21 protein-coding genes are annotated in these 20,966 nt (G+C 71.4%); 12 read left to right on the top strand and 9 right to left on the bottom strand.

The annotated features are described in order from the left end of the window. Positions 1–12 precede the first annotated feature (12 nt). Both O7617_RS09395 and O7617_RS09390 read right to left on the bottom strand, forming a co-directional pair. Positions 13–1,227, bottom strand: coding sequence for an acetyl-CoA C-acetyltransferase (locus tag O7617_RS09395; protein WP_282262875.1), 1,215 nt, complete (start codon positions 1,225–1,227; stop codon positions 13–15). Then, on the bottom strand, positions 1,217–2,383 hold the full coding sequence (locus O7617_RS09390) for an acyl-CoA dehydrogenase family protein (RefSeq protein ID WP_282262874.1): 1,167 nt from the start codon (positions 2,381–2,383) through the stop codon (positions 1,217–1,219). Before O7617_RS09390 ends, O7617_RS09395 begins: the two co-directional genes overlap by 11 nt. 64 nt (positions 2,384–2,447) lie before the next feature. Here O7617_RS09390 and O7617_RS09385 point away from each other — a divergent pair, with 64 nt between their 5' ends. Further along, a complete protein-coding gene (locus O7617_RS09385; protein ID WP_282262872.1) occupies positions 2,448–2,573 on the top strand; it encodes a hypothetical protein in 126 nt (41 codons plus the stop codon). 93 nt (positions 2,574–2,666) lie between these two features. Here O7617_RS09385 and O7617_RS09380 read toward each other — a convergent pair whose 3' ends face one another. Beyond that, complete coding sequence (locus O7617_RS09380) at positions 2,667–2,882, bottom strand: hypothetical protein (RefSeq protein WP_282262871.1); 216 nt, start codon at positions 2,880–2,882, stop codon at positions 2,667–2,669. Positions 2,883–3,035: 153 nt separating this feature from the next. Between O7617_RS09380 and O7617_RS09375 the strand changes: the two genes are divergently transcribed. Both O7617_RS09375 and O7617_RS09370 read left to right on the top strand, forming a co-directional pair. Continuing rightward, complete coding sequence (locus O7617_RS09375) at positions 3,036–3,293, top strand: hypothetical protein (RefSeq protein ID WP_282262870.1); 258 nt, start codon at positions 3,036–3,038, stop codon at positions 3,291–3,293. 118 nt (positions 3,294–3,411) lie between these two features. Beyond that, positions 3,412–4,056 (top strand): TetR/AcrR family transcriptional regulator, encoded by a 645-nt coding sequence (locus O7617_RS09370; RefSeq protein ID WP_282262869.1) that lies wholly within the window; start codon positions 3,412–3,414, stop codon positions 4,054–4,056. A gap of 10 nt (positions 4,057–4,066) precedes the next feature. Here the strand turns inward: O7617_RS09370 and O7617_RS09365 are convergent, their stop codons facing one another. Next, positions 4,067–4,864 (bottom strand): zf-HC2 domain-containing protein, encoded by a 798-nt coding sequence (locus tag O7617_RS09365; protein ID WP_282262868.1) that lies wholly within the window; start codon positions 4,862–4,864, stop codon positions 4,067–4,069. 72 nt (positions 4,865–4,936) lie between these two features. Between O7617_RS09365 and O7617_RS09360 the strand changes: the two genes are divergently transcribed. From O7617_RS09360 to O7617_RS09325, 8 genes are all read left to right on the top strand, one after another. Next, positions 4,937–5,977, top strand: coding sequence for an SAM-dependent methyltransferase (locus O7617_RS09360; protein ID WP_282262867.1), 1,041 nt, complete (start codon positions 4,937–4,939; stop codon positions 5,975–5,977). 356 nt (positions 5,978–6,333) lie between these two features. Further along, complete coding sequence (gene kdpF / locus O7617_RS09355) at positions 6,334–6,423, top strand: K(+)-transporting ATPase subunit F (protein WP_036390805.1); 90 nt, start codon at positions 6,334–6,336, stop codon at positions 6,421–6,423. Continuing rightward, a complete protein-coding gene (gene kdpA / locus O7617_RS09350; RefSeq protein WP_282262866.1) occupies positions 6,423–8,078 on the top strand; it encodes a potassium-transporting ATPase subunit KdpA in 1,656 nt (551 codons plus the stop codon). The genes kdpF and kdpA overlap by 1 nt, the downstream gene beginning before the upstream one ends. A 20-nt stretch (positions 8,079–8,098) precedes the next feature. Then, positions 8,099–10,306 (top strand): potassium-transporting ATPase subunit KdpB, encoded by a 2,208-nt coding sequence (gene kdpB, locus O7617_RS09345; protein ID WP_282262865.1) that lies wholly within the window; start codon positions 8,099–8,101, stop codon positions 10,304–10,306. After that, positions 10,306–11,187, top strand: a complete 882-nt coding sequence (locus O7617_RS09340; RefSeq protein ID WP_282262864.1) for a potassium-transporting ATPase subunit C — start codon at positions 10,306–10,308, stop codon at positions 11,185–11,187. Before kdpB ends, O7617_RS09340 begins: the two co-directional genes overlap by 1 nt. 69 nt (positions 11,188–11,256) lie before the next feature. Beyond that, a complete protein-coding gene (locus O7617_RS09335) occupies positions 11,257–13,809 on the top strand; it encodes a DUF4118 domain-containing protein (RefSeq protein ID WP_282262863.1) in 2,553 nt (850 codons plus the stop codon). Continuing rightward, positions 13,806–14,486 carry a response regulator gene (locus O7617_RS09330; protein WP_145786085.1) on the top strand — a complete coding sequence of 227 codons (681 nt, stop codon included), beginning with the start codon at positions 13,806–13,808 and terminating at the stop codon, positions 14,484–14,486. Before O7617_RS09335 ends, O7617_RS09330 begins: the two co-directional genes overlap by 4 nt. Before the next feature lie 99 nt (positions 14,487–14,585). Then, entirely contained in the window at positions 14,586–16,595 is a 2,010-nt protein-coding gene (locus tag O7617_RS09325) for an FAD-dependent oxidoreductase (RefSeq protein ID WP_282262862.1), read from the top strand. Here the strand turns inward: O7617_RS09325 and O7617_RS09320 are convergent. From O7617_RS09320 to O7617_RS09310, 3 genes are all read right to left on the bottom strand, one after another. Beyond that, positions 16,496–16,864 (bottom strand): SAV_915 family protein, encoded by a 369-nt coding sequence (locus O7617_RS09320; RefSeq protein WP_282262861.1) that lies wholly within the window; start codon positions 16,862–16,864, stop codon positions 16,496–16,498. The two genes, O7617_RS09325 and O7617_RS09320, sit on opposite strands and share 100 nt — an antisense overlap. Before the next feature lie 101 nt (positions 16,865–16,965). Further along, complete coding sequence (locus O7617_RS09315; RefSeq protein WP_282262860.1) at positions 16,966–17,469, bottom strand: universal stress protein; 504 nt, start codon at positions 17,467–17,469, stop codon at positions 16,966–16,968. Beyond that, on the bottom strand, positions 17,466–17,858 hold the full coding sequence (locus tag O7617_RS09310) for a hypothetical protein (RefSeq protein WP_282262859.1): 393 nt from the start codon (positions 17,856–17,858) through the stop codon (positions 17,466–17,468). Before O7617_RS09310 ends, O7617_RS09315 begins: the two co-directional genes overlap by 4 nt. 162 nt (positions 17,859–18,020) lie before the next feature. Between O7617_RS09310 and O7617_RS09305 the strand changes: the two genes are divergently transcribed. Further along, positions 18,021–18,773 (top strand): dienelactone hydrolase family protein, encoded by a 753-nt coding sequence (locus O7617_RS09305; RefSeq protein WP_282262858.1) that lies wholly within the window; start codon positions 18,021–18,023, stop codon positions 18,771–18,773. A 21-nt stretch (positions 18,774–18,794) separates the two neighbouring features. Here the strand turns inward: O7617_RS09305 and O7617_RS09300 are convergent, their stop codons facing one another. Continuing rightward, a complete protein-coding gene (locus tag O7617_RS09300; RefSeq protein ID WP_282262857.1) occupies positions 18,795–19,898 on the bottom strand; it encodes an L-dopachrome tautomerase-related protein in 1,104 nt (367 codons plus the stop codon). A 145-nt stretch (positions 19,899–20,043) separates the two neighbouring features. After that, positions 20,044–20,925, bottom strand: a complete 882-nt coding sequence (locus tag O7617_RS09295) for an SMP-30/gluconolactonase/LRE family protein (protein ID WP_282262856.1) — start codon at positions 20,923–20,925, stop codon at positions 20,044–20,046. Between the last annotated feature and the right edge of the window lie 41 nt (positions 20,926–20,966).

Here is a 20,966-nt window from a genome sequence, read left to right as displayed (position 1 = left end):
TCGTCCTCCGGGTCAGCAGCGCTCGAGAACGGTGGCGACGCCCATGCCGCCGCCGATGCAGAGGGTCACCACGGCGCGGCGCAGGTCGCGGCGCTCCAACTCGTCCAACGCGGTGCCGAGCAGCATCGCTCCGGTCGCGCCGAGCGGGTGGCCGAGGGCGATCGCGCCGCCGTTGACGTTCACCCGGTCCGGGTCGAGGCCCAGGTCGCGGACGTACTTGAGCACCACCGCGGCGAACGCCTCGTTGATCTCGAACAGGTCGATGTCGTCGAGTGTCAACCCGGCGGCGGCGAGCGCCTTGTGGGTGGCCGGGATCGGACCGGTCAACATCAGCGTCGGGTCCGCCCCGGTGACCGCCGCGCCGACGATCCGGGCGCGTGGGGTGAGGCCGAGATCGCGGCCGACCTGCTCCGAGCCGATCAGCACCAACGCCGCACCGTCCACGATGCCGGACGAGTTGCCGGCGTGGTGGACGTGCTCGATCGCCTCCAGCCAGTGGAACTTCTGCAACGCGACAGCGTCGAAACCGGCCGCCTCACCGATCGTGGCGAACGACGGGGTGAGCCGAGCGAGGGCCTCCCGGGTGGTCTCCGGGCGGGGGTGCTCGTCCACGGTGAGGATGTCCAGCCCGTTGCCGTCGCGGACCGGCACCACCGACCGGCTGAAGTACCCGCCGGCCAACGCCTTGGCGGCCCGTTCCTGGGACCGTACCGCGTAACCGTCCACGTCGTCGCGGGTGAAGCCCTCCAGGGTCGCGATCAGGTCGGCGCTGACGCCCTGCGGAACGAACGACGTGGCCAGCGCGGTCTGCGGGTCGGTCGCCCAGGCCGCGCCGTCGGAGCCCATCGGCACCCGGGACATCGACTCCACCCCACCGGCCAGCAGCAGGTGCTCCCAGCCCGAGCGGATCCGCGCTGCGGCGGAGTTGACCGCCTCCAATCCGGAGGCGCAGAACCGGTTGAGCTGCACCCCGCCCACCTCGTCCGGCAACCCCGCCAGCAGCGCGGCGGCCCGCGCCAGGTCGCCGCCCTGCTCGCCGACCGGGGTGACGATGCCGAGCAGAAGATCCTCCAACCGGCCCACGTCCAGGCCGGGGTTCCGCTCGCGTAACGCGTCGATCAGGCCGACCACCAGCGAGATCGGTTTGACCCCGTGCAGCGCGCCGGTGTCCCGGCCGCGTCCGCGCGGGGTGCGGACCGCGTCATAGACGTACGCCTCAGAGGGCACGGGCGATCAGCTCCTTCATGATCTCGTTGGTGCCGCCGTAGATCTTCTGCACCCGGGCATCGGCGTACATCCGGGCGATCGGATACTCGGTCGTGTAGCCGTAGCCACCGAAGATCTGCAGGCACCTGTCGATGACCTCGCACTGCCCGTCGGTGAGCCACGACTTCGCCATCGCGGCGGTGGCCACGTCCAGGTCGCCCCGGCTGTGCCGGACGATGCAATCGTCCAGGAAGACCCGACTGACCCGGGTACGGGTGGCGCACTCCGCGAGCACCATCCGGGTATTCTGGTGCCCCATCAGCGGCTTGCCGAAGGCGGTGCGCTCCTTCGCGTACGCGACGGTGAGCGCGACCGCGCGTTCCATCGCAGCGACCGCGCCGACGCCGATGACCAGCCGTTCCTGCGGGAGTTGCTGCATGAGCTGGATGAAGCCCAACCCCTCGACGCCCCCGAGCAGGTTGGCCGCCGGCACCCGGAACCCGTCGAAGAACAACTCCGCGGTGTCGTTGGCGTGCAGCCCGATCTTGGACAGCAGTCGGCCCCGGCGGAACCCCTCCGGGTCACCGCCCACCTCGCAGACGAGCAGCGAGACACCGGCCGCCCGCTGCTCCGGGTCGGTCTTCACGGCCACGATGATCAGATCGGCCAGCCCGCCGTTGGTGATGAACGTCTTCGCGCCGGTGACCAGGTAGTCGTCACCGTCCCGGACCGCCCGGGTACGCATCGCCTGAAGATCGGAGCCGCCGTCCGGCTCGGTCATCGCGATAGCGCCGACCAGCTCACCGCTGCACAGGCCGGGCAGCCACCGTCGCTTCTGCTCCTCGCTGCCGTACGCCGCCAGGTAGCCGGTCACGATGCCACTGTGGACGGCCAATCCGAGGCTGCTCTCCCCGGTGTACGCCTGCTCGTGCAGCAGCACGGCCTCGTGGGTGAACCCGCCGCCTCCGCCGCCGTACTCCTCCGGAACGGACAGGCCGAGCAACCCCAGCTCACCGGCGCGCCGGTAGTGCTCGCGGTCCGGATGGCCCTGGGCCAGCAGGCGCTCGGCGTGCGGCAGCACCTCCTTGGTGAAGAAGGCGCGGGCCAGGTCGGCGAGGTCGTCGTGCTCCGGCTGCCGCCAGGGCGAGGCTGGACCGTCGAGTGGGGGCGTCGGCATGTGCACCACCCTCGCGCCCTGTTGGCAGTATGTCAATAAGCCCGCGACGGGCGAGGATCGTGCCGTGAGAGCAACGCCGCCGGCCCTGCTCGACGGAGCCCGGGTCACGCTGTTCGCCAACTTCGCTCCGGGGCAGTCGCCGACCGGGGCGACGCGGCACTCCGTCGGCAACTTCGCGGAGCGTCCGTAGAGCGTGATCCACTCCAGGTTGGCGATGTGGTGGTATTGAGGCGATCAGATACGCCCAGATCGGCGATCTCGTGTGGATCACGCCGGACAGGTGCTACTCGGCCTCGTCGCCATCCGTCGGGCGCGGCGGGCGGTGCTCGGCGATCCACGCCTCCACGTCAGCCCGCAACCAGACCGTGGTGCCGTGCAGTCGCTGGAACGGCGCGGGGAAGGTCGGGTAGCGGATGAGCTGGCGCATGCGGGTCCGGCTCACGCCGAGCAGTTCTTGCAGCTCGTGCGGACCGACCAGCGGACCCGGTACTCCACCCATTACTTGACGGTAGGGCGATCAGGCATGCCTAATTGCGTCTACCTACTTGCACAGTCCTCCCGAATGGGTGAGGGTGAACACGAGGATGCAACCAGGGGGCGAGCTACCTGGGCAGCGTGGGCGCAGCCCGTGTGAGCGATGGGAGGGGTGCTGATGGATCAGGCGACGGAGTTGGCGTGGTTGCGGGAGCGGGTCGGGGGACTGGAGACAGCGCTGCACTGTGCGCGGAGGGAGTTGTTCGATCTCCGTTGTCGACTGACCTTGATCGGTCGGGTGGTCCAGGACGTCGACCGGGTGCAGCGGGCGCCGGGGGTCGCCGTCGGTGCGATCAACGCGGCGCTCTACTCCGAGGCGTGCAATCTGCGCCACCTCGGACGGCACGTGGTTCGGCGTCGCCGGGGCCTGCGGTGATCAAGTGATGAAAAGTAGGTCAGGAATGGCTCTGACACCTACTTCTCATCACTTGATCAAGGTGGAGCGGTGGTTGACGCGAGGCCGGGCGGGGTGAGCTGCCGCTAGGGTCGGGCAGATGAGTGTCGAGACGGCTCCCCGCCGCCGCCGATTGGAGCCGGACGCCCGGCGCGGCCAGATCCTGGCGTGCGCGGTCCGGTTGTTCGGTGAGCGCCCGTACGCGGAGGTGTCGACGACCGACGTCGCCCGCGAGGCGGGTGTCGCCCGGGGCCTGGTCAACCACTACTTCGGCACGAAGAAGGACCTCTACCTGGAGGTCGTCCGGGTCATGGTGACCATTCCGGAGGTGGCAGTGGAGCGGCTGCCCAAGGGGGACCTTCGGACCCGGGTCGACGCCAGCGTCACCTGGTTCCTCGACGTGGTGTCCCGGCACAGCACGTCCTGGCTGGCGGCGGTCACCGCGCGGGGCATGGGCGGGGACGCCGACGTGGAGCGGGTGCTGGCCGAGGCCGAGGAGGTCGCCGCGGACCGCATGCTCGTCGCCGTGGGGCTGGCCGACGAGGCGCAGCACCGCGAGGAGTTGCGCGGGATGGTCCGGGCGTACGGCGGGCTGGCCACCTCGACCGCGCGGGAGTGGCTGCAGCGGGGCGCGTTGACCCGAGCCCAGGTGCACCTGCTGCTCACCACCACCCTGCTGACCATCGTCGAACAGGTCATCCCGCAGGTCATCGCCGACGGCGGACCGGCCCGCCCGCAGGCCTGAGCGGGCCGGCTCAGGCCGCGCGTCGCTCGTCGGCCCGCCCGATCTGTGCCGCCGGGGCGGCGAAGCGGTCGGCGGCCTGCGCCGGGTACGACTCGGGGCGGACCACCCGCAGCGGACGCTCCACCTCGTCGCTGCCGAACCGCCAGCGCGACGGCGTCCGCTGCCGCTGCGGCGCGGGCCCACCGGGGCGTAGGCCGGGCCGGGACAGCAGCACGGTGATCAGGTAGCCGACCACCAGGAAGCCGTGGCTGACCAATCGCTCCCCACCCACCGAACCGGTGGCCAGATCGTTGACCGAGAGCAGCAGCAACGTGCCGACGAACGCGCTGAGCATCGGCAGGAGCCCGGCCGGCGGGGTGCGGCGTACCGCGACGAAGAGGAAGCCGGCGCCGACCGCCACGTTCCAGGCGGCCGACTCGTGCCACAGGTGCTGCCCGGTGGGGTGCAGGTGGTCGGTCGCCGCGCCCCGGCCCACCTGGGCCAGGCCGAGCACGAGTTGCACCGCGCCGAGCAGGCCGAGCGCCGCGCGCAGCCCGGCGACCAGCGGGCCACGCCCGGCCAGGCGTCGCCACCAGGACCGCCGGGGCGGCGGGGCGGCTGCGGTGGCGGCCAGGATCGCCGCGGTCCGGTCGGGCACGTCGGTGACCAATCGGGTACGAATCCGACGGGTCACCGCAGCCGCGGCCGTGAACCAGGCCCGGCAATCGGCACACCCGTCGAGGTGCCCCTGCGCCGCTGCTCGTTCGGCGGCGGTCTCCTCCCCGTCCAACTGCGCGGACAGGACCTCCCGCCACTGCTCACACCCCATGTATCGGTAGTCGCTCCGGCGACCGCTCCGGTTCCCGGCGACCGTCACCCGTTGTGGAATACTCGCCGGACCATGACGCGCTACGGCCTGCTGATCCTGCCCGCGACCAACCGGGTGTACGCCCGTTCCGCCGTCGACCTCACCCGAGCCGAGCTGGAGATCTTCGGCCGCTCGGCGCTCGACGGTCGGATCGGCGAGTCGGCCACCGAGGTCGTCGGTGGGGCGTCCTACGTCACGTTCACCGGCGACGAGCTGACCGAGCGTGATCTTGCCGTCCTGGGCAACCTCTCCGCCGGGTACGCGCTGTTCGAGATCGTCGGCGACCTGCTGCGGCCGATCGAGTGGAGCCGACTGGACCGCTACGACGACGACCTGCTCACCATCCAGAAGTACCCGGGCAAGACCAACGAGCAGTTCACCAAGCTGCTGCTCAACGTCACAGTGCTCGCCTCGGATTGGGCCACCGAGATGACCAGCCGACGGTTCCGGGTGCTCGACCCGCTCTGCGGTCGGGGCACCACGCTCAACCAGGCGCTGATGTACGGGTTCGACGCCGCCGGGATCGAGCGTGACCAGAAGGACGTCGAGGCGTACCGGGCGTTCGTCACCACCTGGCTGAAGCAGAAGCGGATCAAGCACCGGGTGCTGGAGTCCGGTCCGGTGCGGCGGGAGCGCAAGGTCGTCGGCCGACGGGTGCGGATCGAACTGGCACCGACCCGCGAGGAACACAAGGCCGGTCGGACCCAACTGCTCGACGTGGTGAACGCGGACACCGCCCGGTCGGCGGAGTTCTTCCGCCCGGAGACCGTCGACCTGGTCGTCGCCGACGCGCCGTACGGCGTACAGCACGGCAGTCGTACTGCCGATCAGGGTCTCTCGCGCGATCCGCTGGCGCTGCTCGCGGACGCCGCGCCGGTCTGGGCGCGGTTGCTGCGCCCCGGCGGTGCGCTCGGTATCTCCTGGAACACCCACGTCGCCAGCCGCGACGACGCGGCGGCGGCGTTGGCCGACGCGGGCCTGACGGTGGTCGACGACGAGCCCTACCGCGCGCTGCGGCACCGGGTGGACCAGTCGATCATGCGAGACGTGCTGGTGGCCCGCCGCCCGGCCTGACCGGCCTCGCACCTCCGCTCCCGCCACGCCCTGCGCCACCCCCTCCGGGAAGCGCATGCCAAGGGCGGACAACCAGTCCTGCCCGCGCGGACCGCGCGGGGGTTCTGTGCCGCGATTCACCTGTTCAGGGTGCGGGTGTGAAAACCACGTCAAGAAAAGGATCGGCTCCGTCATGGTCGCGTTATGACCCCTGCCATCCGGCGGGTGGTGAGGCTTTGATTGCCCGGCGCGACCGGAAGGCGGTCGCGGCGAACCTTTCCGGTATGAGGAGTCAGCGTGTCTGACGTGGTGTTCGTGGTCCTGACGGTGGTGCTGTTCGCAGTGCTCGCCCTGGTGGTCCGGGCGGTGGAGAAGCTGTGAACGCGGTAAACGCCGTCGGTCTGGTGCTCGCGATCGTCCTGGGCGCGTTCCTGGTGTTCGCGCTGTTGTTCCCGGAGCGCTTCTGATGACCATGACAACAGCGGGCGTCATCTTCGTGCTGACGCTGGTGGCCGCCCTGGTCGCCGTCTACAAGCCGTTCGGCGACTACATGTTCCGGTCGGTCTCCGGCACGAAGCAGTCCCGGGTCGAGCGGGGTATCTTCCGACTCGTCGGGGTCAACCCGGCCGCCGAGCAGACCTGGGGCGTGTACGCCCGCAGCGTGCTGGCGTTCTCCGCGGTCTCGATCCTGTTCCTGTACCTGTTCCAGCGGGTGCAGAACCACCTGTGGCTGTCGCTGGGCTTCGACCCGGTGATGACCCACGGCGCCTGGAACACCGCCGTCTCGTTCGTGACCAACACGAACTGGCAGTGGTACTCGGGTGAGTCGACCATGGGCCATCTGGTGCAGATGGCCGGCCTGGCCGTGCAGAACTTCGTCTCGGCGGCGGTCGGCATCGCGGTGGCGGTCGCGCTGGTACGCGGCTTCGCCCGTAGCCGCACCGGGCAGCTCGGCAACTTCTGGGTGGACCTGACCCGGATCGTGCTGCGGATCCTGCTGCCGATCGCGGTGCTCGGCGCCATCGTGCTGATGATCGGCGGGGCGGTGCAGAACCTCTCCGGCGGCACCGACGTGACCACGCTGACCGGCGGCACCCAGACCGTCACCGGTGGCCCGGTCGCCAGCCAGGAAGTCATCAAGGAGTTGGGCACCAACGGCGGCGGCTTCTACAACGTCAACAGCGCGCACCCGTTCGAGAACCCCACCACCTGGACGAACTGGCTGGAGATCTTCCTGCTCCTGCTGATCCCGTTCAGCCTGCCCCGGGTCTTCGGCCGGATGGTCGGGCAGAACCGGCAGGGCTACGCCATCGCCGCGGTGATGGGCATCCTCGCGTTCGCCAGCATCGCCATCACCAACGTCTTCGAGTTGGCCGGCCACGGCACGGTGCCACAGGCGGTCGGTGCGGCGATGGAGGGCAAGGAGGTGCGGTTCGACGTGTCCAACTCGGCCACCTTCGCCGCCGCCACCACCCTCACCTCGACCGGTGCGGTCAACTCGTTCCACGACTCGTTCACCTCGCTCGGCGGCATGATGACGATGGTCAACATGATGCTCGGCGAGGTCGCCCCCGGTGGCGTCGGTGCCGGTCTGTACGGCCTGCTCGTCCTCGCGGTGATCACGGTCTTCGTGGCCGGGCTGATGGTCGGTCGCACCCCCGAGTACCTGGGCAAGAAGATCGGGTCGCGCGAGATCAAGTTCGCCTCGCTCTACTTTCTGATCACGCCGATCCTGGTGCTCGTCGGCACGGCGGCGGCCTTCGCCACCGGCAACAACTCCACGGCGCTCAACGTCGGCCCGCACGGCCTCTCCGAGGTGCTGTACGCGTTCACCTCGGCCAGCAACAACAACGGCTCCGCCTTCGCGGGAATCACTGTCAACACGGCCTGGTGGAACACCGCGCTCGGGTTGTGCATGCTGCTCGGCCGGTTCCTGCCGATCATCTTCGTGCTCGCGTTGGCCGGCTCGCTGGCCCGCCAGGCACCCACCCCCGCGTCCGAGGGCACCCTGCCGACCCACCGACCGCTGTTCATCGGCATGGTCGTCGGCGTCACTGTGGTCCTCGTCGCGCTGACCTTCCTGCCCGCGCTGGCGCTCGGCCCGCTGGCAGAGGGGCTCTGACCATCATGAGGAACGAGGACATGTCCGTCACCTCTGTGACATCCGGGACCGACGAGCAACCGACCGCCGGCACCCCGGCCACCCAGGGCAACCGGATCGGCGGGGGTCTGCTCGACCCCAAGCAGCTCATCCGGTCCCTCCCGGACGCGGTACGCAAGCTCAACCCGACCACGCTGTGGCGTAACCCGGTGATGCTGATCGTGGAGGTCGGTGCGGCCTTCACCACCGTCCTGGCGGTGACCGACCCGTCGGTGTTCGCCTGGGCGATCACCGTCTGGCTCTGGCTGACAGTGATCTTCGCCAACCTGGCCGAGGCGGTCGCCGAGGGCCGGGGCAAGGCGCAGGCCGCGACGCTGCGGCAGGCGAAGAAGGACACCATCGCCACCCGCCTGATCGACTGGAAGCCCGGCGCGCGCGCCAACACCTACCGCGACGAGGCGGTGCCCGCGCCGGAACTGCGTCAGGGTGACGTCGTGCTCGTCGAGGCGGGCGGCATCATCCCCGGCGACGGGGACATCGTCGAGGGCATCGCCAGTGTCGACGAGTCGGCCATCACCGGCGAGTCGGCCCCGGTCATCCGGGAGTCCGGCGGCGACCGCAGTGCGGTCACCGGTGGCACCAAGGTGCTCTCCGACCGGATCATCGTCAAGATCACCCAGAAGCCCGGAGAGAGCTTCATCGACCGGATGATCGCTCTGGTCGAGGGCGCCAACCGCCAGAAGACGCCGAACGAGATCGCGCTGAACATCCTGCTCGCCGCGCTCACGGTCATCTTCCTGCTGGCCGTGGTCACCCTCCAGCCGCTGGCGATCTTCTCCAAGGCGTACCAGGCGGCCGCGCCGGACAGTGGGGCGATCACCGACTCCGGTGTCACCGGGGTCGTGCTGATCTCGCTGCTGGTCTGCCTGATCCCCACCACCATCGGGGCGCTGCTCTCGGCCATCGGCATCGCCGGCATGGACCGCCTCGTCCAGCGCAACGTGCTGGCCATGAGCGGACGGGCCGTCGAGGCAGCCGGCGACGTCAACACCCTGCTGCTGGACAAGACCGGCACCATCACCCTGGGCAACCGGCAGGCCGCCGAGTTCGTCCCGGTCGAGGGGGTCGACGCCGCGACGGTGGCCGACGCCGCACAGCTGTCCAGCCTGGCCGACGAGACCCCGGAGGGGCGCTCGGTGGTCGTCCTGGCGAAGAACGAGTTCGGGCTGCGTGAGCGCGAGCCCGGCGTCATGCCGCACGCCACGTTCGTACCCTTCACCGCGCAGACCCGGATGAGCGGCGTCGACCTCACCCCGGACGGCAGCGTGGACGGCGGCGCGGTGGGCACGGCCCGCCGGGTCCGCAAGGGCGCCGCCGCCGCGGTGATGAAGTGGGTACGCGAGAACGGCGGCCACCCGACCGAGCAGGTCGGCGAGATCGTGGACGCGATCAGCGGCACCGGCGGCACCCCGCTCGTCGTCGCCGAGCACGTCGACGGTCAACCCGCCCGCGCCCTGGGCGTCATCCACCTCAAGGACGTGGTCAAGTCCGGCATGCGGGAGCGGTTCGACGAGATGCGCCGGATGGGCATCCGCACCGTGATGATCACCGGCGACAACCCGCGTACCGCGAAGGCGATCGCCGACGAGGCCGGGGTGGACGACTTCCTGGCGGAGGCGACACCGGAGGACAAGCTCGCGCTGATCAAGCGGGAGCAGGAGGGCGGCCGGCTGGTCGCGATGACCGGTGACGGCACCAACGACGCCCCGGCGCTCGCCCAGGCCGACGTCGGCGTGGCGATGAACACCGGTACGTCGGCCGCCAAGGAGGCCGGCAACATGGTCGACCTCGACTCCGACCCGACCAAGCTGATCGAGATCGTGGAGATCGGCAAGCAGTTGCTGATCACCCGTGGAGCGCTGACGACGTTCAGCATCTCCAACGACATCGCGAAGTACTTCGCGATCATCCCGGCCATGTTCGCCGGCCTGTACCCGAGCCTGGACGCGCTGAACATCATGCGGCTCGCCAGCCCGGAGTCGGCGATCCTGTCCGCCGTCATCTTCAACGCCCTGGTGATCATCGCGCTGATCCCGCTCGCCCTGCGCGGCGTGCGGTACCGGCCCGCCGCCGCGTCGAAGCTGCTCAGCCGCAACCTCCTGGTGTACGGCCTGGGCGGCATCATCGTGCCGTTCATCGGGATCAAGCTCATCGACCTGCTCATCCAGTTCATCCCGGGGATTTCGTGATGCGCCTACCCACCTGGATCGCCCAACACCTCGCCGCGCTGCGCGCCGTACTCGTCTTCACTGTGCTGCTCGGCCTGGTCTACCCGCTGGCCCTGGTCGCGGTCGGTCAACTGCCCGGCCTGAACCACAAGGCCGACGGTTCGCTGATCACCGTGAACGGCACCACCGTCGGGAGCTCGCTGATCGGCCAGTCCTTCACCGACGCCGACGGCAACCCGATCGCCCGCTACTTCCAGTCCCGCCCCTCCGCCGCCGGCGACGGGTACGACCCGACCTCCACCGCAGCCAGCAACCTGGGCCCGGAGAGCGTCGTCGACACCATCGCCACCGACCCGGAGGAGTCCAGCGAGAGCCTGCTCACCCAGGTCTGCGGGCGCAGCAAGGCCGTCGGCGAACTCGACGGTGTGGACGGTCGACGCCCCTTCTGTACCGACGACGGGGTGGGCGCCGTACTCGCCGTCTTCCGCGCCGACGGTTTGACCGGCCCGGTCACCCGGGTGGTCAGCGTCAACCAGGTCGCCCCGGCCACCCCGTTCGTCGCCTCGTACCAGGGCGTCACGGTGGAGTTGGCCCAGCCCGGCGAGGACTACGTGGCCGCCGGTGGGGTGGTCACCCCGATCCGGGGTGACGCGCCGGCCGACCCGGTGGTGCCCGCCGACGCGGTCACCGCCAGCGCCAGCGGCCTCGACCCGCAGATCAGCCCGGCGTACGCCGAGTTGCAGGTGAACCGGGTCGCGCGGGAGCGTGGCGCGGATCCGGCGGCGGTCCGCAAGCTGGTCAAGGAGCACACCGACGGCCGTGGGCTCGGGTTCATGGGTCAGCCCGGGGTCAACGTGCTGGAACTCAACCTCGCCCTCGACAAGCAGTTCGCCGCGCGCTGAGCACCCTCGCGGGCGGGGCGTGCCGACCGGCACGCCCCGCCCGCCACTCTGACCAGGGAGGATGGTCCCGTGCCACGCGGAGAACTGCGCATCTATCTCGGAGCCGCCCCGGGCGTCGGCAAGACGTACGCCATGTTGGAGGAGGCCCAGCGGCGGGCCGCGCGCGGCAGCGACGTGGTGATCGGTTTCGTGGAGACCCACGGCCGCCAGCACACCGCCGCGATGCTCGGTGATCTGGAGCAGGTGCCCCGCCGCACGATGGAGTACCGGGGCGCGGAGTTCACCGAGATGGACCTGGACGCGGTGCTGGCCCGCCGACCCGAGATCGCTGTCGTCGACGAGTTGGCGCACACCAACGTTCCGGGCTCCCGGCACGACAAGCGCTGGCAGGACGTCCAGGAGTTGCTCGACGCTGGCATCGACGTGCTGTCCACTGTCAACGTGCAGCACCTGGAGTCGGTGAACGACGTCGTCGCGCAGATCACCGGCACCACCCAGCGGGAGACCGTGCCGGACGAGATCGTCCGCGCCGCCGAGCAGGTCGAGCTGGTCGACATGACCCCGGAGGCGCTGCGCCGGCGGATGGCGCACGGCAACATCTACCGACCCGACAAGATCGACGCCGCGTTGGGCAACTACTTCCGGGTCGGCAACCTCACCGCGCTGCGCGAGCTGGCGCTGCTCTGGCTGGCCGACAAGGTCGACGAACAGCTCGACCGCTACCGCAGCCAGCAGGGCATCGCCGCCACCTGGGAGGCCCGGGAACGGGTCGTCGTCGCGCTGACCGGGGGCCCGGAGGGCGAGACGCTGATCCGCCGGGCGGCCCGGGTCGCGGCCCGCAGCAAGGGTGCCGACCTGCTCGCCGTGCACGTGGCCCGCAGCGACGGCCTGGCCGGCGCCGACCCGGCCCAGTTGGCCCGCCAGCGGGTCCTCGTGGAGAGTCTGGGCGGCACGTACCACCAGGTGCTCGGCACCGACGTGCCGGCCGCGTTGCTGGACTTCGCCCGAGGCGTCAACGCCACCCAGTTGGTGCTCGGCGCCAGCCGACGGGGCCGACTCGCGCAGATCTTCGCCCGGGGTGTCGGGGTGACCACCACCGCGCTGTCCGGGGCGATCGACGTGCACCTCGTCACCCACAAGGAGGCCGGTAAGGGCCGCCGGGCGGGGGCCGTGCCCGCAGCGCTGTCCCGCCGGCGCCGGCTGCTCGGCTTCGGCCTGGCCGTACTGGGCATGCCGCTGCTCACGGTGCTGCTGAAGACCCTGCCCGACCTGACATTGACCAACGACATTCTGCTGTTCCTCGCCGGCGTGGTCGGGGTCGCGCTGGTCGGCGGGGTGTGGCCGGCCCTGGTCGCCGCGCTCGGCGGGTCGTTGCTGCTCAACTGGTTCTTCACCCCGCCCTACCGCACGCTGACCATCGCCGAGGCCGACAATCTGCTCGCCCTGGCCGTCTTCGTGGGTGTGGCGCTGGCGGTCAGCTGGATCGTCGACGTCGCGGCCCGGCGTACCCGGGAGGCCGCGCGGGCCGCCGCCGACGCCCAGACCCTCGCGGCCGTCGCCGGTGGCGTACTACGCGGCGAACGCACCCTGACCGCCCTGCTGGACCAGCTCCGGGAGACGTTCGGGCTGCGCGCGGTGAGCGTGCTGGAGTTGGCCGAGGACGCCAGCGGCCGCCCCGACCGGGCCCGCGAGGAGCACGCCTGGGGCGTCGTGGCCAGCGTCGGCGATCAGCCGCCCTGCACGCCCGAGGGCGGCGAGACGACGGTACCGGTCGACGACCGGATCACCGTCGTGCTCTGCGGTCGACGGCTGGAGGCTGCCGACCGGCGCATCGTCGAGGCGTTCGCCGCCCAGGCCGCCGTCGCGCTGCGTCAGGAACGGCTCGCCGAGGAGGCCGCCACCGCGCGGCCCCTCGCCGAGGCGGACCGGATGCGCACGGCGCTGCTCGCGGCGGTCAGCCACGACCTGCGTACGCCGCTGGCGTCGGCGAAGGCGGCGGTGACCAGTCTGCGCAGCCACGACATCGAGTTCGACGAGTCCGACCGCGAGGAGCTGCTGGAGACCGCCGAGGAGTCGCTGGACCGGCTCGCCCGGCTGGTCGGCAACCTGCTCGACATGAGCCGGCTCCAGGCCGGTGTCCTGGGCATCTCGCCGACCGCGATCGGCCTGGAGGACGCCGTACCCCTGGCGCTTGACGAACTCGGCCCGGCGGCCGCGACCGTCGGCACCGACATCCCGGCCGACCTGCCGGCCGCCACCGCGGACCCGGGCCTGCTGGAACGCGTGCTGGTCAACGTCGTCGCCAACGCGCTGCGCTACAGTCCGCCGGACCAGCCACCGACGATCACCGCCAGCGCACACGCCGGCCAGGTGGAGCTGCGGGTGATCGACCGGGGGCCGGGCATCCCGGAGGACCAGTGGGAGCACGTCTTCCTGCCGTTCCAACGCCTCGGTGACCGGGACAACCAGACCGGCGTCGGTCTCGGTCTCGCCCTGTCGAGGGGGTTGGCCGAGGCGATGGGTGGCAGCATCACCCCGGAGACCACACCGGGCGGTGGGCTCACCATGGTGCTGCGGCTGCCGGCCGCCGCGCAGACCAGCTCGGAGGGGCCGCAGGAATGACCCGCATCCTGGTCGTCGACGACGAACCGCAGATCCTGCGCGCCCTGCGGATCAACCTGCGCGCCCGCCGGTACGACGTGGACGTCGCCGCGACCGGGGCCGCCGCATTGAAGGCCGCCGCCAGCCACCCACCCGACCTGGTGGTGCTCGACCTCGGGCTGCCCGACATCGACGGCGTGGAGGTGATCCGCGGCCTGCGCGGATGGACCGCCGTGCCGATCATCGTGCTCTCCGGTCGGGCCGGCAGCGAGGACAAGGTCGCGGCGCTCGACGCAGGCGCCGACGACTACGTCACGAAGCCGTTCGGCGTGGAGGAGCTGCTGGCCCGCATCCGCGCCGTCACCCGGCGGCTCGGCGCGCCCAGCGAGTCGGTGCCGGCGCTGCGGATCGGCCAGCACACCGTCGACCTGGCCGACCACAGTGTGCGGCGCGACGACGGCACCGAGGTGAAGCTGACCCCCACCCAGTGGAGCGTGCTGGAGAAGCTGCTGCGTCACCCCGGCAAGCTGGTCAGCCAGCGTCAGCTCCTCCAGGACGTGTGGGGGCCGGAGTACCAGAACGAGACCAACTACCTGCGGCAGTACCTGGCCCAGCTCCGGCGCAAGCTGGAAGACGACCCGGCCCGCCCCCGGCACCTCATCACCGAACCGGGAATGGGCTACCGCTACCGCCCCTGACCCGTTGACACCCGCCGGCAGAGATTGAAGAATTTCGTTCGCAGCGGCAGCGGCGTGCTTCTGTAACCGTCCCCTCCGGTTACCCCCTGGGAGTTCGTCGTGTCAGTGCCCCTGTCCCGCCGTCGACTGCTGACCGCCGGCGGTGCCGGCCTCGTCCTGGCCGGTCTCTCCGACCCGTTCCGGGCCGGTCCCGCCCGAGCCGCCGTCACCACCGCCGACCTGGTCGTCTACGGCGCCACCTCCGGCGGGCTGGCCGCCGCGATCACCATGCGCCGGCTCGGCCACACCGCCGTCGTGGTCGAGCCCACCAGCCACGTCGGCGGGCTGAGCACCGCCGGGCTCGGGGCCACCGACACCGGGGTCCAGGCGTCCATCGGCGGGCTGGCCGCCGAGTTCTACCGCAGGGTGTACGTGAAGTACCACGGCGGAACCCTCACACCGACGTCCCCGCTGCGGATGACCTTCGAACCGCGCGTCGCCACCGCCGTCTTCGCGGAGATGCTGGCCGAGGCCGGTGTTGCGGTGGTCGTCGACGCCCGGCTGGCCAGCCTCGGCCGCACCGGCAACCGGATCACCGAGCTGCGCACCGATGACGGGTCGGTCTACCGCGGTGGCGTGTTCGTCGACGCCACCTACGAGGGTGACCTGCTGGCCATGGCCGGGGTCGGGTTCACCGTCGGGCGGGAGTCCAACGACACCTACGGCGAGACGATCAACGGGGTGCAGTCCCGTAACACCCACCAGTTCGTCCACCCCGTCGACCCGTATGTGACGGCCGGCTCGCCCGCGAGCGGTCTGCTGCCGGGGATCTCGGCCACCCCGCTCGCCCCGCAGGGCAGCGGCGACGACCGGATCCAGGCGTACTGCTTCCGGATGTGCCTCACCCAGGCGGCCAACCGGATCCCGTTCGGCAGGCCGTCCGACTACGACCCGATCCGGTACGAGCTGCTGCTGCGCCACATCCAGGCGGGCTACACCGGGCCGTACTTCACCACCCACTCGATCGGCGGTGGGAAGACCGACTCCAACAACAACGGCGCGGTCTCCACCGACCACATCGGCTTCAACCACGCGTACCCGACGGCGAGTTGGGCGGTACGGGAGAGCATCATCGCCGAGCACCGCAGCTACCAGCAGGGGCTGATGTGGTTCCTGGCCAACGATTCGCGGCTGCCCGCGTCGGTGTGTGAGTCGACCGTCCGGTGGGGGTTGCCGGTCGACGAGTTCACCGGCACCGGTGGCTGGCCGCCGCTGCTCTACATCCGCGAGGCCCGCCGGATGGTCTCCGCGTACGTGATGACCGAGGCCGACTGCCGGGGCCGGGTACGCGCGGTGGACTCGGTGGGCCTGGCCAGCTACACGATGGACTCGCACAACTGTCAGCGGGTGGTGGTCGACGGAAAGGTCCGCAACGAGGGGGACGTGCAGATCAGCGTGCCGGCGCCGTACCCGGTGAGCTACCGGGCGATCGTGCCGCACCAGGCGCAGTGCGCCAACCTGCTGGTGCCGGTCTGCCTGTCGGCGAGCCACATCGCGTACGGGTCGATCCGGATGGAACCCGTGTTCATGATCCTCGGGCAGGCCGCCGCCACTGCCGCGTCGCTGGCGCTCGCCGGGAACGTCGCCGTGCAGGCCGTGTCCGTGCCCGCTCTCCAGGCCCGGCTGCGCCAGGACGGAGCGGTGCTGGAATGGGGATCGACGAGCGAGGTGATCCTGGACAACGCGGCGGCCAGCGGAATCACCCGGGCCGGTACGTGGCTGCGCAGCACCAGCATCGGCGGCTACTACGGCCCGGACTACGAGCACGACGGCAACACTGCCAAGGGCGTCAACCGACTGCGGTTCCGCCCGACACTGCCCACCTCCGGATCGTGGACCGTGCACCTGCGCTGGACCGCCGACCCCAACCGGGCGAGCAATGTGCCGGTGGACATCGCGTACTCCGGCGGGCTGACCACCCGGACCGTCGACCAGCGGCAGTCCGGGGGCCAGTGGGTGCCGCTGGGCACCTACCCGTTCACGGCGGGCACCGACGGGAGCGTGCTGATCCGCACCGAGGACACCAACGGCCACGTGATCGCCGACGCGGTGCGCTTCGTCCGCGCCTGACCGGCCGGTTGGGCGGCGGTCTCGGGCCGGGCGGCGGTCCTCGGGTCCAGCGGTGGTGCCACCAGCAACGGGTCGACCTGGATCACGTCGATGCCGAGCGGACGCAACATGCCGCGCAGCGCCGACTCGCAGAGCTCCTCCCACGGCTGATCCGTGCCCATCGCGGTGACGAGCAGCTCGGGCCGGGTGAAGGCGATTCCCACTCGCTGCCCCTGCGGCGAACGACCGGTCCGTACCGTCCGCACCATCCGTCCCGGCAGGTCACGCACCGGAACGGCGTAGATTATCGGGCCCTCGGCCATTGTCGGTTCTGTCCTTTCCACACGTGCCGCTGAGGTGGCGTCCTCGGGTTGTGCCGCCACTGCGGCGGTCATCGGCTGAATCGTTCGAGGTCGCTGGCGAAGCGGCGGATCGTCGCGGCCCGCGCCCAGGACGGCGCGGGCACCGCGACGACCGGCACGGCGGCATGCGTCACGCAGTACCGGGTGACGTGGCCGCGGGACCGGCCGAACCGGCCGCGCTGCGGGCTGCCGACGACCAGCAGGTCCGACTCCCGGCACGCGTGGTCGACGAGTACCTGCCCGGCGTACCCCTGGGTCGCCACCAGCCGCACTGTCACGTCCCGGGGGATCCCGCCGAGCGCCGCGTCGAACACGCCGCGCAGGTAGACCACTGCCGCCCGGTCGCACTCGTCCTGCCACCGCCAGGTCAGCGTGCCGGGCCGCCACGTCGGGGCGAAGACCCACGCGCGGATCGCGTCCACCTGCGCGCCCTCGCGGCGGGCCAGCTGTATCGCGCGGCGCAACGCCTGCATACCGGCGAACGACCTGTCGACTCCCACCACGATCCGGCGGGCACCGGCTGCGCGGCTCATGCGGCGGACCCCGCCCACTCCGGGGTACGCGGGTCCGCCGGCGCGCCCAGGTCGAGCGCGCGCAGGATGTAGTTGGCCTCCGCCACCTCCACCCCGGCGCGAAGGCGCAGGTCGGCCACGGCGCGGTGCAGCACTGTCATGCTGTCGGCGGAGAGGCGGATCACGGCGTCGACGTCGGCGGCTATCCACCACGCGTCGACAGCGCACGGTTCGTGTCGCAGGTACTCCACCAGGTGACTGCCGGGCGCGGACGGGCCGAGCCGCACGCTGACCAGCGCCTCATGCCGCCGCTGCGGCCCGTCGTCGCTGGTAGCGGGGTCACCGAGGTCGCTGTGGGCGTGGGGTGGCGTGTCCCCGCGTTCCCAGCGCGTCATCCGCCAAGGACTCATGGACCCATCGTCACCACCGCACGAAGGCGGAGCACCCGCCGATACGCCGTTTCGACGGGCCACCGCCCTTTCTTGACGCCGCGTTCACGCGGCTGCCGGTCGGGCACGCCGACACGGCGAGTAGCGTCGGGACGGACCAAGATCGGTGTACGAGGAGGCGCGGTGCGGACGACGACGGTGGACATCCCGACCGACGACGGGGTCGCGGACGCGTCAGTGAGCCGACCGGACGGCGACGGGCCGTTCCCGGCGGTGCTGCTCTTCATGGACGCCTTCGGGCCGCGCCCGCGCCTGGTGGAGATGGCCGAGCGGATCGCCGCCCAGAATTACCTGGTGCTGACGCCGCACCTCTTCTACCGGGGCGGCCGGGCGCCGCTGTTCGACCTGTCCCGCCTGGGTGAGGCCGACCAGCGTGGTGCTCTGTTCGCGCAGATCATGCCGCTGATCGGCGCGCTGACCCCCGAGGTGGTCAGCCGGGACACCGCCGCCTACCTGGACTTCCTGGCGGCCCGCGACGACGTCCGGCCGGGCCCGGTGGCGATCACCGGATACTGCATGGGCGGCACGAACGCGTTGCGGGCCATCGAGGCACACCCGGACCGCATCGCGGCCGTCGCCAGCTTCCACGGCGGGCGGATCGTCACCGACGCGCCGGACAGCCCGCACCTGGGCGTCGGCTCGATCACCGGCGAGGTGTACTTCGGGCACGCCGACGCCGACCAGTCGATGACACCCGAGCAGATCGCCACGCTGGAGAAGGCGCTCGACGCCGCGGGGGTGCGCTACCGCTCCGAGGTCTACGAGGGCGCCCACCACGGGTTCACCATGGCCGACACCCCGATGTACGACGAGCAGGCCACCGAGCGGCACTGGGTCGCCCTCTTCGACCTCCTGGACCGCGTCCTGCCCGCCTGAGCACGCTGAGAGCACCGGTGCTCAGCGGCGGAGCAGCACCGGGCCGGCGTCGATGCGGGTGCGGAACAGCGCGTACGGCTTGCGCCGCAGGTCCTGACCACGCTGGTACTGCGGCTGCCGGTGCAGTTGGTTGGCGGTGACGTAGAGGTGCCCGTCGGCGGCCACCGACATGGTGTCCGGCCAGAGCAGTCGCGGATCGTGGACCAGCGTCTCGTACTCGCCGTCCGGCAGTCGGCGCAGCACCGCGTTGTGCTCGTACGAGGTGAGGTAGAACCGACCCGCGTCGTCGCTCTCCAACCCGTCCGACGCGGTGCCCTTGTCGCCCTCGTCGACGACCGTGGCGGCGGCCGCCTCCTGGGTCACGCCCGGGTCGGCCAACGCTTCGGTGGAGACGCTGTACCAGCGTCGGGACGCCAGCGGGCAGTAGTGGAGCCGGCTGCCGTCGGCGGAGATCGCGATGCCGTCGGAACCCATCCCGACCGGCTTCGGCGGCCCGTCCGCGGGTCGTTCGAGGAACGGTCGACCCTCCACCACCGGCCGGAACGTCGTCAACGGCTCCGCCTTGGTGGACGGGTGGTCGTGCAGCCGCCGCCAGGACGCCCCGCTGGCCAGGTCCACCACGATGATCCCGTTCGGCCCGGAGTCGGCCGAGTCGGTGATGTACGCGACGCCGGACTCCCCGCGGCGCAGGTCGAAGCGGACGTCGTTGAGGTACGTCGTCGGCAGCGCCACGTCCGCCGGGAAGGTGATCACCTGCGCGACCGTGTCGGTGTCCAGGTCGACCCGGACCAGCTTCGGGCCACCCGGCTTGGTGGGCTGGAACATCGGGCTGCCGGTGTCCAGCACCCAGAGCCGGTCGGCCGGGTCGACCACGATGCTCTGCACCGACACGAACGCGCCCGCGTCGTCGTCGCCGGACGGGTCGTTCCACGCCTGGTCGGGGTAGGGCACCTCCTGACCGTCGCGCAGTTCGACGACGGTGGCCGGCACCTCGTCGCCCCACTTGGGGAAGTTGACGAAGATCCGACCGGAGTGCGAGACGCTCACCCCGGTCGGCATCGGGCCGGTGAAGGTGTGCACCAGCTCCAACTCGCCGACCGGCTCGTCGCCGACCGGCCCGCTCATGACGCCCACCCCATGGTGCTCATCGTCCGCCCCCTACCGGTCCGCCGGTTGTTCCTCGTCACCGCTGCTATTCCCGCCCGGACGTCCGGTATGCGTCGCGGGCGGGGAGGCCGGGAAGGGGCGGCGGGAGCCGGGAGCCGGGCCGTCAGGCCACGGGTGCGGCGGCCCGGGCGGCGGGTAGGCCGGGGACCGGCACGTCCACGGCGAGCAGTGCTCCGTCCTCCGCGCCGGGCGTGGTCAACCCGACGCGGGCGGTCCCGATGAAGAGTCTGCGCAGGTCGGGGCCGCCCAGGCAGATCCCGGCCGGCTGCTTCGCCGGTAGCCGGATCTCCTGCTCCAGGGTGCCGTCCGGTCGGTATCGGCGCACCGCCGAGCCGCCCCACAGCGCGATCCAGAGGTGACCGGCGGCGTCGACGGTCATGCCGTCCGGGCCGCCGTCGGCCTGGGACAGCCGCAGGAACGGCTCCCGCCCGCTCAGCTCCCCGGTCGCCGGGTCGACGGTGAACCGGTCGATCTCGCCGCGCGGCGTGTCGGCCAGGTACATGGTGGTGCCGGTGGCGTCGAACGCCGGCCCGTTCGGGATGGTCAGACCGGTCACCGCGGCCACCGGCGCCGCGCCCGAAGTGAGCCGGAACAGCGTGCCCTGGCCGGGCAGCGCCGCGTACGTCATGCTGCCGGCCCAGAAGTGGCCGTGCGGGTCGGCGACCGCGTCGTTCATCCGGGTGGGCTCGGGTGCGTCACCGACCAGGTCGGCGACCGGTCGGCTGTCGCCGGTGGCGGGCAGCAGGGTGAGGCCGGTCCCGGCGGCGGCCAGCCAGTCACCGGGACGGCCGGCCACCGGAGCGACCGCGCCGAGCGGAACGTCGACTCGGCGCACCTCCCGGAGCGGGGAGGGGGCGTCGCCGTCGGTCTCCAGCAGTCGTCCGGCCAGCAGGTCGACGAGGACCAGGCGGTCGTCGACCCAGCGCAGCCCTTCGCCCAGCTCCAACCGGTCGGTGCTCCAGACGGTCGGCTCGGTCAGCTCCATCTCGCTCCTCCAAGGGGGATCTGCGGGGGCGGCGGCGGGCG

Source organism: Micromonospora sp. WMMD1155 (assembly GCF_029581275.1).
Lineage (GTDB): Bacteria > Actinomycetota > Actinomycetes > Mycobacteriales > Micromonosporaceae > Micromonospora.
This window is presented reverse-complemented; position numbering and strand designations above follow the sequence as displayed.

Coding starts and splice junctions, on each gene's coding strand:
- O7617_RS09390 (WP_282262874.1), bottom strand. CDS start 2,383: ATGCCGACGCCCCCACTCGACGGTCCAGCCTCGCCCTGGCGGCAGCCG.
- O7617_RS09380 (WP_282262871.1), bottom strand. CDS start 2,882: ATGGGTGGAGTACCGGGTCCGCTGGTCGGTCCGCACGAGCTGCAAGAA.
- O7617_RS09375 (WP_282262870.1), top strand. CDS start 3,036: ATGGATCAGGCGACGGAGTTGGCGTGGTTGCGGGAGCGGGTCGGGGGA.
- O7617_RS09370 (WP_282262869.1), top strand. CDS start 3,412: ATGAGTGTCGAGACGGCTCCCCGCCGCCGCCGATTGGAGCCGGACGCC.
- O7617_RS09365 (WP_282262868.1), bottom strand. CDS start 4,864: ATGGGGTGTGAGCAGTGGCGGGAGGTCCTGTCCGCGCAGTTGGACGGG.
- O7617_RS09360 (WP_282262867.1), top strand. CDS start 4,937: ATGACGCGCTACGGCCTGCTGATCCTGCCCGCGACCAACCGGGTGTAC.
- kdpA (WP_282262866.1), top strand. CDS start 6,423: ATGACCATGACAACAGCGGGCGTCATCTTCGTGCTGACGCTGGTGGCC.
- kdpB (WP_282262865.1), top strand. CDS start 8,099: ATGTCCGTCACCTCTGTGACATCCGGGACCGACGAGCAACCGACCGCC.
- O7617_RS09340 (WP_282262864.1), top strand. CDS start 10,306: ATGCGCCTACCCACCTGGATCGCCCAACACCTCGCCGCGCTGCGCGCC.
- O7617_RS09330 (WP_145786085.1), top strand. CDS start 13,806: ATGACCCGCATCCTGGTCGTCGACGACGAACCGCAGATCCTGCGCGCC.
- O7617_RS09315 (WP_282262860.1), bottom strand. CDS start 17,469: ATGAGCCGCGCAGCCGGTGCCCGCCGGATCGTGGTGGGAGTCGACAGG.
- O7617_RS09310 (WP_282262859.1), bottom strand. CDS start 17,858: ATGAGTCCTTGGCGGATGACGCGCTGGGAACGCGGGGACACGCCACCC.
- O7617_RS09300 (WP_282262857.1), bottom strand. CDS start 19,898: ATGAGCGGGCCGGTCGGCGACGAGCCGGTCGGCGAGTTGGAGCTGGTG.
- O7617_RS09295 (WP_282262856.1), bottom strand. CDS start 20,925: ATGGAGCTGACCGAGCCGACCGTCTGGAGCACCGACCGGTTGGAGCTG.